This is a genomic window from Dokdonia sp. Asnod1-B02, assembly GCF_045063955.1.
GTDB lineage: Bacteria > Bacteroidota > Bacteroidia > Flavobacteriales > Flavobacteriaceae > Dokdonia.
Genome location: NZ_JBEFNW010000002.1, coordinates 1853773 through 1869582 on the forward strand (window position 1 = coordinate 1853773; position 15810 = coordinate 1869582).

14 protein-coding genes are annotated in these 15810 nt (G+C 38.4%); 3 read left to right on the forward strand and 11 right to left on the reverse strand.

What is annotated here, in order from left to right; all coding sequences use genetic code 11:
• On the forward strand, nt 1-1290 hold the full coding sequence (locus tag ACJJVU_RS08465; RefSeq protein WP_405224183.1) for an amidohydrolase family protein: 1290 nt from the start codon (nt 1-3) through the stop codon (nt 1288-1290).
• Between the two features lie 77 nt (nt 1291-1367).
• Here the strand turns inward: ACJJVU_RS08465 and ACJJVU_RS08470 are convergent, their stop codons facing one another.
• The gene (locus ACJJVU_RS08470) at nt 1368-2339 is read right to left on the reverse strand and encodes a homoserine kinase (protein ID WP_405224186.1); all 972 of its coding nucleotides are present in this window, start codon (nt 2337-2339) and stop codon (nt 1368-1370) included.
• Between the two features lie 7 nt (nt 2340-2346).
• Nucleotides 2347-4782, reverse strand: coding sequence for a bifunctional aspartate kinase/homoserine dehydrogenase I (gene thrA, locus ACJJVU_RS08475; protein ID WP_405224189.1), 2436 nt, complete (start codon nt 4780-4782; stop codon nt 2347-2349).
• A gap of 392 nt (nt 4783-5174) precedes the next feature.
• On the opposite strand from thrA, the gene ACJJVU_RS08480 reads away from it, so the two are divergent.
• Nucleotides 5175-6722 carry an NAD(P)H-hydrate dehydratase gene (locus ACJJVU_RS08480; protein WP_298327784.1) on the forward strand — a complete coding sequence of 516 codons (1548 nt, stop codon included), beginning with the start codon at nt 5175-5177 and terminating at the stop codon, nt 6720-6722.
• A 70-nt stretch (nt 6723-6792) separates the two neighbouring features.
• Here ACJJVU_RS08480 and ACJJVU_RS08485 read toward each other — a convergent pair whose 3' ends face one another.
• From ACJJVU_RS08485 to ACJJVU_RS08525, 9 genes are all read right to left on the reverse strand, one after another.
• Nucleotides 6793-7356 carry a type 1 periplasmic binding fold superfamily protein gene (locus ACJJVU_RS08485; protein ID WP_405224192.1) on the reverse strand — a complete coding sequence of 188 codons (564 nt, stop codon included), beginning with the start codon at nt 7354-7356 and terminating at the stop codon, nt 6793-6795.
• 39 nt (nt 7357-7395) lie between these two features.
• On the reverse strand, nt 7396-9792 hold the full coding sequence (locus ACJJVU_RS08490) for a TonB-dependent receptor (RefSeq protein ID WP_405224195.1): 2397 nt from the start codon (nt 9790-9792) through the stop codon (nt 7396-7398).
• Nucleotides 9793-9831: 39 nt separating this feature from the next.
• Nucleotides 9832-10164, reverse strand: a complete 333-nt coding sequence (locus ACJJVU_RS08495; RefSeq protein WP_405224198.1) for a hypothetical protein — start codon at nt 10162-10164, stop codon at nt 9832-9834.
• The gene (locus ACJJVU_RS08500; RefSeq protein WP_298327799.1) at nt 10161-10676 is read right to left on the reverse strand and encodes a DUF6787 family protein; all 516 of its coding nucleotides are present in this window, start codon (nt 10674-10676) and stop codon (nt 10161-10163) included. The genes ACJJVU_RS08495 and ACJJVU_RS08500 overlap by 4 nt, the downstream gene beginning before the upstream one ends.
• An 18-nt stretch (nt 10677-10694) precedes the next feature.
• Nucleotides 10695-11102: a DUF6146 family protein gene (locus ACJJVU_RS08505; RefSeq protein WP_405224201.1), complete on the reverse strand. Its 408-nt coding sequence runs from the start codon at nt 11100-11102 to the stop codon at nt 10695-10697.
• Between the two features lie 203 nt (nt 11103-11305).
• Complete coding sequence (locus ACJJVU_RS08510) at nt 11306-11941, reverse strand: DUF937 domain-containing protein (RefSeq protein WP_339848985.1); 636 nt, start codon at nt 11939-11941, stop codon at nt 11306-11308.
• Nucleotides 11942-12129: 188 nt separating this feature from the next.
• Nucleotides 12130-13080 (reverse strand): D-2-hydroxyacid dehydrogenase, encoded by a 951-nt coding sequence (locus ACJJVU_RS08515; protein ID WP_405224204.1) that lies wholly within the window; start codon nt 13078-13080, stop codon nt 12130-12132.
• Nucleotides 13081-13130: 50 nt separating this feature from the next.
• Nucleotides 13131-14195: a 3-phosphoserine/phosphohydroxythreonine transaminase gene (gene serC, locus ACJJVU_RS08520; protein ID WP_013751938.1), complete on the reverse strand. Its 1065-nt coding sequence runs from the start codon at nt 14193-14195 to the stop codon at nt 13131-13133.
• A gap of 83 nt (nt 14196-14278) precedes the next feature.
• The gene (locus ACJJVU_RS08525) at nt 14279-15358 is read right to left on the reverse strand and encodes an acyl-CoA reductase (RefSeq protein ID WP_405224207.1); all 1080 of its coding nucleotides are present in this window, start codon (nt 15356-15358) and stop codon (nt 14279-14281) included.
• Between the two features lie 61 nt (nt 15359-15419).
• On the opposite strand from ACJJVU_RS08525, the gene ACJJVU_RS08530 reads away from it, so the two are divergent.
• Nucleotides 15420-15773: a 4Fe-4S dicluster domain-containing protein gene (locus ACJJVU_RS08530; RefSeq protein WP_013751940.1), complete on the forward strand. Its 354-nt coding sequence runs from the start codon at nt 15420-15422 to the stop codon at nt 15771-15773.
• Nucleotides 15774-15810 lie beyond the last annotated feature (37 nt).

A 15810-nucleotide genomic window follows, 5' to 3' on the forward strand; every position in this document is an offset into this window, starting at 1 on the left:
ATGAAAACACTACAACAACTATTAGTAGCCGTTGTTTTCCTTTTAGGAGCAACTGCAAGCGCACAGCAAACACCTGCAGCAGCACAAGCTGCCGCATTTACTATTACGGGAGCAACTGCTCACATAGGTAACGGAACCGTAGTAGAAAACGCCACTATCGTTTTTGAAAACGGTAAAATAAGCACGATTCAAAGCGGAGGAACAGCCACTAAAGGCGAAGTCATTAATGCTACTGGAAAGCATGTGTATCCTGGTTTTATTGCAACAAACACCACATTAGGTCTTGTAGAAGCAGCAGCCGTGAGACAATCTAATGATGATGATGAGATAGGCGAGTTAATACCGCATGTACGTGGTATTATCGCTTACAATGCAGAATCTAAAGTAGTGGAGAGTATGAGACCGAATGGCGTACTTATGGCGCAAATTCGTCCTGTGGGAGGCACCATCTCTGGGTCTTCTTCTCTCGTACAACTTGATGCTTGGAACTGGGAAGATGCTGCTTATAAAACAGACGAAGGTATCTTTATGGAATGGCCTCGCACGATGCGCCGTGGGCGCTGGTGGTTAGGTGAAGAGCCAGGTTATAAACCAAACAAGGATTACAGTAAAGATGTAAACGAAATCAAAACCTTTTTCAAAAACTCACGAGCTTATGGAAAAGGGAACACCTCAAAAAACCTTCCTTTTGAAGCGATGCGTGGTGTTTTTGAAGGAACTCAAAATGTGTATGTTTCAGCAAATGATCAAAAGCAAATACTTGATGTGATTGCTTTTGCAAAGGAGATGAATCTCACAAACGTTGTGCTTGTGGGAGGATACCAGTCCTACAAAGTAACTGCAGAACTTGTAGCCGCAAATATGCCAGTAATTTTACAACGTGTACAAGAACTACCTTCTATGGAGGATCATGATTATGACTTACCATATAAGCTACCTAAGCTTCTTGCAGACGCCGGTGTTACAGTTGCGTTAGGATATGACTCAGAGTACTGGCAAGTGCGTAATCTTCCTTTTTATGCGGGACAGGTTACTCAATTTGGTATGAGTGATGAAGATGCACTTAAAATGATCACTATGAATCCTGCAAAAATAATGGGAGTTTCAAATACTGTTGGGACACTTGAAGTAGGAAAAGATGCAACACTTTTTATAAGCGAAGGAAATGCACTAGACATGAGAGGAAACATTCTTTCGAGAGCATTTATCCAAGGACGTGATATAAGTTTAGAGTCTCACCAGACCAAGCTTGCAAAGCGTTATGCAGAGAAGTACGGACAGAAGGAGTAATCCTTAATCTTAGTTATATTAATTAGTAAAGCCCGAGCAATTGCTCGGGCTTTTGTTTTGGGGTAATTTAGTAACTGCTATTTAATCACTTTACAACCTTCACCAGAAATTCGGCTGGAGTAGCTGTCTACTTGAAGTCCATTACGTTCATAAAGTGCGGTACTTTCAGATAGGTATTTATCTATGTCCGCTTTCGCGAAAGCGAGACAAAACATACTAGGTCCGCTGCCAGAAATACCAAAGGCTATGCATCCATTCTGTTGAGAAATCGCTTTAATCTCATCAAAATGCGGAATCAATTGCTTGCGATGCGGCTCTACGAGTACATCTTTAATACTCTCGGTAAATAATTCCTTATCCCATTCATAGAGCGAGGCAACAAAGCCTGCCAGATGTTGTGATTGTGCAATGGCATCCTTGAGAGGCACGTGCGTGGGTAAAATCTCCCTCGCTTCTTTAGTTTTGATAGTGATATGAGGATGTAAAATTCCAACGTAAACCGTATCCATGGGAGGTAAGGCGATTACCTTAAATGGGTTGTAGCCAGTTACTAGCGTGGTACCTCCATAAATGCAAGGTGCCACATTATCTGCATGCTCATTACCACTCGCCAGTGCTTCGCCTTTCATAGCGTAGCGCGTGAGTTCAAGATTAGATAATGGTTTTTCTAAAAACTGATTAATACCATACACAGCTCCTGCTGCGCTAGCACTGCTGCTACCTATTCCAGAACCGGAGCGTATTTTTTTATGAATCTCTATTTCTACTCCAAAGTTGGCGTTAATGTCTTCTAGCATGGCATTGCCCGCCACACCAGCAACATTATTATGAGCTTCCATGGGGAGCTTGTCGCCTGTGATTTCTGTAATCGTTACTCCGCGACCTTCGGTTTTTTTAAAAACCATCTCATCGCCTATACCTTCGAGCGCAAAACCTAGCGAATCAAAACCACAGTTTACATTTGCCACTGTAGCGGGACAAAATACGCGTATCGCAGTAGGATTATCAAGGCTTTGTATGGTGGCTTTTTTATGTATTTCTTGAGACATATAATTATTATCTAAGTCTTATGATATCGCTAAAGAGTCCGCTGGCGGTAACATCACCACCTGCACCTGCACCTTTTACAATGAGCGGCTGCTCTGGGTAGCGTGCTGTGTAAAATAAAACAATATTGTCAGACCCTTCAAGGTTGTAAAACGGACTGTCTGCACCTACAGACTGTAAGCCTACGCTTGCTTTACCATTATCCAACTGCGCTACATATTTAAGGCGTTTTCCTGCTGCTGTAGCATCGGCAACTAGTTTTTCAAAGTGTGCTGCGTCTTCTTTAAGTGTTTCAAAGAAGTGAGGAACGTCTGTGCTTTCCAGGTTATTTGCTGTAAGAAATGGAGTGTTCACGATATCTTCTAGTTCTAATTCAAGTCCGCTTTCTCTTGCGAGTATTAGGATTTTACGAGCTACATCTACACCACTCAAATCAATACGAGGATCTGGCTCTGTATAGCCCTCCTCTTTGGCTTGTTGTACCACATCATAAAAGCTATCACCACTTTTAAAGTTATTAAAAACAAAGTTTAAACTTCCAGAAAGCACAGCTTGTACTTTAGTAATACTATCACCAGACGCGATAAGGTTCTGTAAAGTATCTATTATAGGTAAACCAGCACCTACGTTGGTTTCAAACTTAAAGGGAGCATTATATTTTCTACTCAATCGTTTAAGATTTGCATAGTATTCTTGTTTTCCAGCGGCAGCAATTTTATTACATGCAACCACTGCGATGCTATTTCTCAAGTATTCTTCATATGCCATCGCCACAGGTTCATTTGCCGTAATATCTACAAAAACTGAGTTGCGCTGGTTGAGAGCAATTACGTTTTCGCGAAAGCGTACAATATCTGCCTTCTCACCTTGAGCAAGCGCCTTTTCCCAATTATCTAAATCAATAGCTTGTTCTGAGACGAGCATCTTGCGACTGTTTGAAAGTCCTAGTACTCTTATATTAAGGTTAAGATGGTCTTTGAGATATTTTTTCTGACTGTTAATTTGATCTAGGAGTTTTGCTCCCACATTTCCTACACCTGTAATGAAGAGGTTAATTTGCTTTCTGTTTCCTTCAAAGAAAACTTCATGCAAGCTGTTAAGCGCTTTCTTTACATCCTTTTCGGCAATTACTGCAGAGATATTTTTCTCACTCGCTCCTTGTGCTATGGCGCGTATATTTACGTTGTTTTTACCAAGTGTGGAGAACATTTTTCCAGAAATCCCTTGATGACTTTTCATAGATTCTCCTACGAGTGCGATTATTGCAAGAGAAGTCTCAACAATCACCGGGTCAATCTTACGTAGCGATAGCTCGTAAGCAAACTCTGTTTCTATTGCTGTTTTTGCACGCAAGGCATCTGCCTCCATTACTCCTATACATATACTATGTTCGCTAGAAGCCTGTGTAATAAGGATCACATTAATCTGCTGTAAAGAGAGTACTTCAAAAAGGCGTTTTGAAATTCCAGAAATTCCCACCATTCCTGCGCCTTCCAGCGTGAGTAGTGCAACATCACTTATATGAGAGATTCCCTTAATAGGGTTTCCATTGCTTCCTTCTTGCTCGCCTATACGAGTTCCAGCTTCATCTGGAGCCATTGTATTTTTGATATAAATAGGGATATTTTTACTAAGCGCAGGCACAATAGTAGGAGGGTAGAGCACCTTTGCTCCAAAATGCGATAACTCCATCGCCTCGTGATATGATATATCACGTATAGGCTTTGCCTGTTTTACAAGCTTCGGGTTTGCAGAGAACATCCCACTCACATCTGTCCATATTTCTAGTTGGTCGACCTCTAGCGCAGCTGCAATTATAGCCGCAGTAAAGTCTGAGCCACCACGACCTAGTGTACTTGTTTCTCCCGTAGCTGTGCTCGCTATAAATCCTCCTAGGATGGTAATGTTTTGTGACGCTTTCGCGAAAAATTCTTTGATATTTTCATTAGTGCGATCATACAATACACTGGCTTTGGTATGATTGCCATCGGTAATGATAAGTTGTCTACTATCTTTCAATGTGGCTTCAATCCCTTGATGGTTGAATGCTGCTGTTATGATACGGCTGCTGGTAAGCTCTCCAAAAGCAGCGAGCTTGTCTAGTGTTTTAGGAGAAAGCTCGTTGATTAAGAAAATACCTTTGAGTAAGTCGTCTAGGTGCGACATAAGCGCACTTATATCTGCCATTACTATGGCATCACCTTCGGTAAGTGCTTTTGCAAAAGCCGTGTGTTTTTGGTGTATTTCTAAAAATACATCCTTATAGGTTTCGTCTTTTTGAGCAGCAAGCGTTCCGGCTTTTAGCAACAAATCTGTAATTCCACCCACTGCCGAAACAACAACAGCTACTGGATGTGAAGCAGCTTGGTTATTTACAATGGCAATTACTTTTTCTATGTTCTTGACACTCCCCACAGAAGTGCCTCCAAATTTTAATACGCGCATAGTATGCAATTTTACATTTTCGCGAAAGCGAAAATGGTATGAATAAACTAATTAATTTGTGTGTGTGGAAGAGATCCTTGCTCGCGCAAGTAATAGATAGATAATATGTACGACTATAACCCCAACGGGGTAATCGTACCAATAGTAATAGTGGTAGTCAAGAAAATCGAAGTGTATTGTGTTGTTCTCATCTTGTTTCTGATATGTTAAATGTAGTACATTTACCTAAGGAGGCAAGATGTAGTTCTGAGTTTTGAGGATATGACAATTCTTGACGTACTTCTAGCACGATACTGATAATGTGATAATTTGAAGTTTACTTTCGTGAATATTTAATGAATTAAAGAACATTTTTCTTCATAAAGATGAAGAAACTACCTAATTATAGCTAAATGAAAATATACAGCGCCAAACAAATTTACGAAGCAGATAAAGCAACCATTGAAAAGGAAGGGATTCCATCTTATAATCTCATGGAACGCGCCGGTGGGTACGTTTATGAGTGGATGAACCAGCGTTTACAAGGACAGCCTGTGCCTATAAAAGTATTTTGTGGTATCGGTAATAATGGCGGTGATGCGCTAGTAATTGCTCGCTTACTTCTTAAAAATGGCTATAATGTTGATACTTATATAGTACACTGTAATGATAAGCGCTCTCCAGACTTCTTAAAAGCGTATGACGCTCTCAAGAGCGAAGTAAAAAAATGGCCAGAAATCATTAAAAGTGTCGAAGACTTTCCAGTAATCACTCCGCAAGATATTGTGGTAGATGGAATCTTTGGGATAGGACTTAACAGATGTCCAGATGATTGGGTAAAAGCACTTTTTGTAAAAATTAATGAGTCTAAGGCTTACACACTTTCTATAGATATTCCATCTGGAATGTATTCAGATAGAGGACCAGCAAAGGATGATGTAATTGTACATGCAACGTTTGTACTAAGCTTTATGTCACCAAAACTTGCTTTTTTCTTGCCAGAAACGGGTAAGTACATTAACATGTGGGATACAATTGATATAGGTCTAGATCCAGAGTTTCTTGCAAAAACTCCTACAGATGTAACGCTAATTTCAAAACCTGAAATCCAGCAGATGTACAAAGGGAGATCACAATATTCTCACAAGGGAATGTACGGTCATAGCTTAATTATAGGAGGAAGTTTTGGAAAAATGGGCGCTGTGCAACTTGCTAGTAAAGCTGCTCTTAGAGCGGGTAGTGGTCTTGTGACGGCTTATGTACCGCAAATAGGAGTTCCTATATTACAAACGGCGCTTCCAGAAGTAATGGTAGAGACCGATAATTATAATGGAAAAGTGTTTGAAGAAATTGATTTTCAAACCGAAGCAAATGCTATTGCAATAGGCCCGGGAATGGGAACCGATGAGAAAACGGTAAGAGCAATGGAGTCTTTCTTAAAGAAGCAAAAGCAACCATTAGTGATAGATGCAGATGCAATTAATATCATCTCAAAACGACCATCACTTATGGAGCAAGTACCTCCATTATCTATTTTTACGCCACACCCAGGTGAGCTGGAGCGTTTAATAGGCAAGTGGGATGACGACTTTGATAAGCTAGAGAAAACGGCAAAATTTGCCAAAAATCATAATGTCATTATCGTAATTAAAGGTGCTCATACAATTACTGTTTATGATATGAGACTTTATATAAATACTACTGGTAATCCTGGATTATCAACTGCTGGTACTGGAGATGTGCTTACAGGAGTTATCACTGGGCATATAGCACAAGGATATCACCCTATGGAAGCCGCTATGATGGGAGTTTATTTTCATGGACTTGCAGCAGATGTTGCCGTAAATCAATATGGAATAGAAGGACTCATAGCAGGTGATGTGACAGAGTTTTTAGGGAGAGCAGTAATGAGTCTTTTTGAAAAACCAGAACAAGAAGGTGGAGCAGCACCACAGCAATAAATTATAGACACATCAAAAAAAAATGGATAGCGTGTAAACGCTATCCATTTTTTTATACATGAAAGTTGTCTTATTCTGTAATCGCTACAGGAAAAGAAACTTGTACATCTGTCTCACCTCCAGCATTACTTAAAGTTCCATCGTTAGGCTTTGTAGGCTCATGACGTAGTGTGATAGTAAGTGTACCAGAACCTGCAGTAGCACCAGTCGTAAGTGTAACTTGAGTTCCTAGTGGATTACCGTTACCATCAAAATCCTCATAAGTCACAGCTGCGTCAAGGCCTGTACTAGGAGTATAGAATACTTGGTGCTCATCTGCCTCTTCTTCTACTTCTTCGGTGATATCCTCGGCTGGGCTTTCTGTTTCATTCAGAAACTCAATACTACCGTTATAAACAGTATTTACATCTAAGTCACCAGAAACGGTTATTGTAGGAGCATTTGGTCCATCTCCATCAAGATCTTGTGATGTGAGAAGAACGCTGCTTGTGTCTGACATCAATGTAAGAGATACTGTTGTGATAATTTCTTCTTCGTTTACAATCTCTGGAATTGCTCCATCATCATCACTAATACAAGAGGTGATTGTTATTGCAGTAAAGGCAAGGAATGTATATTTTATAAAGTTTTTCATTGTTTGTTTTGTTAAGTACGCTTTCGCGAAAGCGTGATTTTAATAATTAATTTTAAGTTGTAGTAAGATATTTCTACCCAAATCGTCTGCAAAATAGCGCTGGCGATTTAGGTACTCCCTGTAAGAGGTGTCAAATAGATTGTTTACCATAAGACCTACATTAAGATCACTTTTATCGTTGATTGCAAAATCAACAGATCCCTTAAAATTTATGAGATGATAGGCATCGGGAGGTGTGCTTATATCTAATAGTTCTGTAGTGTTGGTTTCTGGTATAAATACGTCAAAGTTTGTATCTGGAAATTCATTTTGACGAAATACATAGTTACTTTCAAGTGACAGCTTTAAATTTTTAACTTCAGGAATACGGTATGTAATGGTGTTACGCGTACTCGCCGAAGGCATATTAATTAAAGCATTTTCTAAGGTTATGTCTTTTCCTTTTACTAACGAAAATTGGTTAGAAAATTCAAAACGATCTGTTACTTGAACGTTGTTATCTATGTCAAAACCTAACAGTCTAGCTTGTGTCTGCCTATACTCCCATACAGGAAAACTTCCTCTTATAGTTTGCTGTACGCCTGTAGGCTCAATGAGGATAAAATCCTCGATAAAGTTTGCAAACGGAGCAATAGTAAAACTCCAAGTGTCTGTAGATTTTGTAAAATTTAATGAAATTTTATTTGCGACTTCTTGATTAAAACTTAGGTCACCTAGCTCTATACGTGCAGCACTCTGGTGTAACCCGTCAGAAAATAATTCTGACACGTTAGGTGAGCGAGATGCGAGCGCATAGTTAAAAGATATATTACTTGCGTCAGAGATTTGATAAGATACTCCTACAGTGGCAGATATATTCTTGTACTCAAAATCTGGCTCTACAAAAATTTGGTTATCAAATTCTTGACGTACAAACTGAGCAAAGTCTACATTGTATCCTCTTTCTTCCCATAGGCTCGTAGTATAAAACTTTTCGGCTAAGATTCTGTTATAATCATATCTAGCACCAGCCTCGATTATCCATTTTCCAAGATCTTTAGATGCTAATGCATAAACTCCAAAATCTTGAGCTTGGTAATCTGGTATGAGTCTTCTTACCCCTGTAGATGGATCTGGAAAATGTTTTTGATACCTTCCAGATACGCCTATTTTTGCTGTAAGCGTATTGTCTGCAGTGTAATCAAAATCAATTTTTCCACCTACAGTTTCAAGTTGTAAGTCTATAGAAGGTCGTAAATCATCACTATCTCTACGTATATCAAATTCTAGTCTATTATTGCGCTGGTAATCATACTGTGCGCTTAATTTTCCAAAGTTATCAAAACGATAAAATGATTTTAGTTTTGCAATTTGATGCTTTACTTCCTGTCTAGGGGCATTAATATCGTACGTAAATGGCGCTACCACAAATGGCTCTTGGCTATTTATTGCAACCGAGAGATCTGCAGCATTACCTACGTGTGATGAGCGTAAAATACCAGATTCTTTGTCAAAAATCGAGTAACTAGCCTCCACACCGTAACGATATTTATTAACTCCTATACGTGCAGAAAGGTCTCTCTCATACAAGGCTGTATTACTTAGGACATAATCTGGCGCTTCAAAATCTCCAAAACGTTTTAAAGTCCCGTTTATGCCACCATACCAGCCATTATTATAAGACTTTATTAATGAAGTAGTAATGGAACCACCACGACCATTGGTCGCACCGGTAATAATTGTTCGTCCAAAAAGGGTATCCTTTACAGGTACCTGCTCTGGTTCTATAATTATAGTACCACCTATAGCATCACCGCCATATTGTAATCCTGCGGCTCCTTTAATCACAGTGACTTCGCCAGCAGCATTTACATCAATATTAGGAGCATGTTCTACACCCCATTCTTGATCTTGTAAACGTGTACCTTCTGTAATAAGAACAACCCTACTAGAGTGTAGCCCTTGTATTACCGGTTTTACTACAGAGTTACCTGTATTTAATGAGGTAACCCCGCTCAGATTTTTAAGAGCATCACCTAGTGAGGCTGCACTATTACTTTCAAGTAAGCTGTGATTTACAACAGCTTCTGTCGCTGTACGGCTTTTGCTTTTATGAGCATGTGCAACAATCTGGACATCGCCTAGAGATTCTAGATGATGCTCCATGTTGATGTTGCGAGTAGTATTTCTACTTACATCTACTTTTATAATTTGTGTCTCACATGCTGGATGTGATACTTGTAGTGTGTAATTGTTGGCACAAAGTCCTGTGATAACATATTTGCCTAGGCTATCTGTCATTACAGCGTCTTCAGACCCTGCAACAATAATGGTTGCACCAGATAATACTTCATTATCGTGCAGGTCTATAATATAACCAGATAGGGTATAGGTACACTCTTGTGCTGTACTCGTAATGCTCAGCAAGGCAATGCTAAGCCATAAATAAAATTTCATAAAAAAATGTTTTGCTAATTATTGAATGTAATTCAATGCTTAACAAAACGGGGGACCACGGTCTGAGGAACTTAAGATGGTGGTTGTGTACGATGTCTGTAATAGAACATCTACTTCTTTTGAAATATGTATGATGGGTGATTGGTACGCTTTCGCGAAAGCGTAAACTCCTGCTTTAACGACATGTAAATCACCAAGATCACAATCTAGTTTTGATTCATGAACGTGTACTTCTCCTGTAAATTTACAAGTATCATAATGTTCATGGTCTGCTGTGCTGTGAGAAAAAGATACTACACTAGGTAACAAGAATACAAGCATTGTAAACAATGCTGTAAGTCTTATAATTATATGAGTTTTATCTTTTTTCAAGCTTCTTTTGAAAATAAAAATCCTAGTCCCAATCTGGAAACCATTTTTGTAGCAAACGCTTTAAAGAACGCATACTGACCAAATAGCCAACCAAATATCACTAAAAGCACTTGATAAATGGGAAAAATTAACAAGATTCTAACAGGCCAGTAAATCCAACCAGTTGTAACATCCTTACCTAAGCCTATAAGATCCATTAAAGGATTAGAAAGTCTTCCAGCTGTTGAACCGGTTACTGCAAATGCAAGAAATATTGCTACGAGCTCCCAGCGATAAGTAACTCCCCATCTTGAATAGAGCTTTTTAAATAGCCAAAGCGTGATCCATATAATTAAGAAAGCTATAGGCAAACTAAGTAAAATAGTTGCTACGGGTACAGAAGTATCATATGCAGGCACATAAATAGCTCGAGCAATTAAATATGCCGAAAAAAGAGCAGCTATCAATCCAAGAATAATATGTATAAATTGCCAGTTTTGAGTGATTTCCCAGCGTTTTTTAAAGTCTTTCATAACGCTGCAAAAATACGATTATCGTAGTTTCTGATTGTTGCGTTCTTGAAAAAATTCAAACCAATTATATAATAGGTAATTAACTTCATACCCATAATTGGTATTTGAATTGTAATCTATGCGCTGGATATATAGATTAGGGTCGTATTGTGATATATTATTTACTCTGTTGTTATATTCAGTGACATAAAACCTATTTTTATTTTCTAAGAAAAACTGCCCATAAAACCCTCTAGGTCTTTGTGTAACTAGCCATGTATTAAACCCCGGTTCTATAATAATAATTTCATATTCTAGACTGTCATTTGCAATACGTATCGTGTCTGATGCATTATCTGCAGTATTGCCTATGTCTTTTGTACCACTTGTAGTTGCACAACCTATTATGGTAGCGGTAAGAATTGCTAAGTAAATTATCTTTTTCATAATCTTAAAGTTAAAGATTTTACCTGTGATACAGGTTTGTTTTATCGTAGTATTAACGATAGTACTAATTGTTATACCGTGTAAACTTACTAAGCAGTAACCTCTATTTAAAGCTACAATGAGTAAATGAGACCTCTCAATGAGGGAACAAAAAAAGAGTGCCTGAAAAGGCACTCTTTATATATGAATAGATGATTTATAGATTATTTTCCAAAAAGTCCTCCCAGAAGACCTCCGATACCACCTTCTTTTTTATTGCTTCCTAGTACCATTCCTGCTACGTCATCTAAGATGCTTCCATCTCCATCTGCGTCTAGTAGGGTAGTGATTAGGCTTTGGTTTTCTTGAGGTTGACCACCTAGCATGCTTCCTAGTAGTGCACTCATACCAGTACCATCACTTACATTATTTTCTTTAGTTTGCTTTCCTAATACTCCCATAAGGATAGGTGCAGCAACTTTTAATATTTGAGCTACAGATCCAGCGTCTACACCAGACTTGCTACTTAATGCATTTTCAACAGCAGGTTGTTTGTTTCCTAAAAGGTGTCCTAAAATTCCAGCACCATCATTTACTACGTCGTCACTAGGTCCTCCGTTACCCATAAGGTCTCCAAGTTGGTCTAAAATACCACCACTATGCTTTCCAGATAAAGCGCCCATTAATCCAGCTGCTCCCTCTGGTGTCTGTACGTTTTTCTTCATGGCTCCCATAAGTACTGGAAGTGCCATACTTAAAACCTGCGCAGTTGCACCTTCAGATTGTCCTGATTTTGCACTTGCTCCACTAATAAGAGATTTTCCTATATCACTATTTAATAAATCTAATAATCCTGCCATCGTTGTTGTTTTTTAATGTTTACAAGATTCAAGGTACAAAATATTATAAGTTCTAAAATTGCTGACATAAAAAAACCATCCTTTTGGATGGTTTTTTTAGAATCTTGTCGATTAAAATTAATTTTAAATCGATTAACAGTAATTCTAACATCGAATGTTTAAGCTTACTGCATTTGTAAATGTTATTGTTATTTAAGGATTTTTATGATCTGCTCTGCTAGTTCTGTACCAATACGATCTTGGGCTCCACCAGTTGCTGCTCCAATGTGTGGAGTTAAACTCACCTTAGGATTCATAAGTACTTGTACCGCTGGAGTAGGTTCGTTTTCAAAAACGTCTAGACCTGCAAATGAAAGTTTGTTACTATCTAAAGCAGCTACTAGAGCTACTTCATCTATAACACCACCTCTTGCAGCGTTTACTAGTGCAGCGCCATCTTTCATAAGATCGAACTCTGCTTTACCTATTACATAGTCTTTTTGTGCAGGAACGTGAAGTGTTATAAAATCTGCAGATTTTAAAACTTCCTCTTTTGATACAGAAGTAAGATCAAATGCTACTGACTGTCCGTCAAAGAAAGGAACAGTAACTGTCGCTTTTTCTGTAAACGGATCATGAAAGATAACTTTCATTCCTACTCCCAAAGCAATTTTTGCAGTCTCTTGACCTATACGACCAAAACCAATTACACCTAGTGTTTTACCACGTAGCTCGGTTCCTTTCGCGTAAGCTTTCTTTAATCCTTTAAATTTTGTGTCACCTTCAAGTGGCATGTTACGGTTAGAATCAAATAAGAAACGAACTCCGTTAAACAAGTGAGCAAATACGAGCTCTGCTACAGATGCAGACGATGCTGCTGGTGTATTAATTACATGAAGTCCTTTATCTCTGGCATATTGCACATCAATATTATCCATTCCTACGCCACCACGTCCTATAATTTTTATAGATGGGCAAGCGTCAATAAGTTCCTTACGCACTGTGGTAGCACTTCTTACTAAAATAACATCAATCTGTTTTTCATTGATGTAGTTTTCCAGTTGGTCCTGAGCAACATTTGTTGTAATTACTTCAAATCCTCCAGCTGTAAGAGCGTCTACTCCCGTTTGTGATATTCCGTCGTTTGCTAATACTTTCATAGTAAATGCTATTATATGCGGTTTAATATTGTTGTTTTATCCTTGTGGATTTAAGCTTTTCTTTCTAGTTCGCTCATTACGTCTACTAGTACACCTACGCTATCCATAGATAGGGCATTATACATAGAAGCTCTATAACCGCCTACACTTCTGTGACCATTTAAACCATTAATGCCTGCTTCTTTCCACATGGCATCAAAGGCATCTTTAAGATCACCATCTGTAAGTGAGAATGTAGCGTTCATGGTAGAACGATCTTCTTTGGCAGCAAATCCTTTAAATAGTGGATTAAGTTCTATCTCACTATAAAGTAGTGTTGCTTTTTTATTATTGATCTCTTCAATCGCTTTTACGCCACCTTGTTCTTTTAACCAGCGCATAGTAAGCATTGAGATATATACTGCATATACAGGAGGTGTATTAAACATACTTCCTTTACTTATGTGCGTTTGATAATCCAGCATAGATGGAATCTTACGAGTCACTTTACCAAGAATATCTTCTCTTACTACAATAAGTGTAGTTCCTGCTGGTCCCATATTTTTCTGAGCACCTGCATAGATTAAGTCAAATTGATTAAAATCAATCTCTCTAGAGAAGATGTCACTACTCATATCACATATAAGAGGACAATCAACCTCTGGGAAGTGCTTAATTTGTGTCCCAAAAATAGTGTTGTTACTTGTGAGGTGCAGATAATCTAAGTTTTCTGGAAGTATAAATCCTTTAGGTATGTAATTGAAATTTGCCTCCTTACTAGATGCAACCTCAGCAACTTCTCCAAAAAGTTTTGCTTCTTTGATAGCTTTATCACTCCAAGTTCCAGTGTTTATATAACCAGCCTTTGTTTCTAGTAAGTTGTATGCTACCATTAAAAATTGCATACTCGCTCCACCTTGTAAAAAAAGTGCTTTATAACCTTTACCTTCTAAGCCCAGTAATTCTAATGCTAGATTTCTAGCCTCATCCATTACATCTACAAAGTCTTTACTTCTATGAGAAATCTCAAGAATAGAAAGTCCGGAATCATTAAAGTCTAATATAGCCTGTGATGCTTCTTTAAAAACATCTTGAGGTAAGATACAAGGTCCTGCGCTAAAGTTGTGCTTCTTCATGGTGTGCTATTTTATGCGTTTTGTGCTTTACAAAGATGCCCAAAACGTTATAAAAAGCAATAGATAAATCGATAAAATATTGGCTATAATGATGTCAAAAATGTAATAGTATCAACCCCATCTGCATAATCATAAAGCTCAGGTTTTTGAGTTTTTCCTATTGGAGTGAGCTCCTTAACTTGGCTTTCTAGTGCTGTATTCCCCACAACGCATTGAATACGATCTTTATCTGCTTCAAGCTTTTCAACTAGGCTGTCCATTGACTCATATTTTTCATAAAATAAAGTGGCGATAGGTGAGCCGTAGCTTTCATCTTCCTTGAGCATTAAGAAACCATTCTCTAAGAGCTCAAAGAGGCTCATTAAATATACCGCTTTATTGTAGTCATAATTATTGGCATACTTTGCACCATTCATAATATCGCTCCAGTGATAAATAGCTTTGAAAAAGGCATCAAAATTGTAATCTTCTGGCACATACAATTTTGATACATTACGGCATCCTAAACCGTAGTATCTAAATATATCTTCACCTAGCGCAATAAGCTCATCTTCTGTTTCATTACCTGTAAGTACTGCAACAGAATTTCTGTTTTTACGGATGATGTTAGGCTTTTTACCAAAGTAATATTCAAAATACCTAGCCGTGTTATCGCTTCCCGTTGCAATCACTGCATCGTAGGCTGGTAATTTATCTTCGGTGAAGCTTATGGTTTCCTTAAAAGCAGGTTCTGCATATTCTAGATATTTTGCAAGAAAGGGTAGGAGGTGCTTATCATTAGACGATTGTTTTCCTACAAATTTATGCCCAGCAATTAATACGCACATAAAGTCATGAAAGCCTACTAATGGGATATTACCTGCCATGATTACGGCAACGGTTTGTTGTGGTTGCGCTTTCGCGAAAGCGGTATCATACCCAGCAAGCCACTCAGTAAGTTTTTCTTGAGTAAGTGACTGTGCCCAGCCTTCTAAAGCGAAGAGTATATTTTCTTTAGTGAACCAGCCGTTGTTTTCGCTGGCTAGTTTAAACTGATGCTGCATTCCGTCAAAGAAGAGATCATTGTGTAATACTTCTTCTTTTTGGGCAATTGAGTCACGTGTAAACTGACTTAAAAATTTTCCTAGCTCAATAAAAGCGTTAATTCGTAGTTGAAGTGTCATAGGTTTTGGCAAATCGGTGTCTAGGCGTTATTTTTGTGCAAAGTTACCCAAAAAGAAAACTATGGCAATTATCATAACAGACGAATGTATAAACTGTGGAGCTTGCGAGCCTGAGTGTCCTAACACTGCCATTTACGAAGGCGCAGATGACTGGCGCTATGCAGATGGAACAGACTTAGAAGGAAATGTTGTCTTACCTAACGGAAAAGAAGTAGATGCAAATGAAGCACAACAACCTGTGAGTGATGAGATTTACTATATCATTCCAGATAAGTGTACCGAGTGTAAAGGTTTTCATGACGAGCCACAATGTGCTGCAGTATGTCCAGTAGATTGCTGTGTACCGGATGATGAGCATGTAGAAACAGAAGAGGTATTACTAGCAAAACAATCTTTTATGCATAAAGATGCATAAGTATTATGCTTTATAAAACAACAAAGCCATCCCGTAA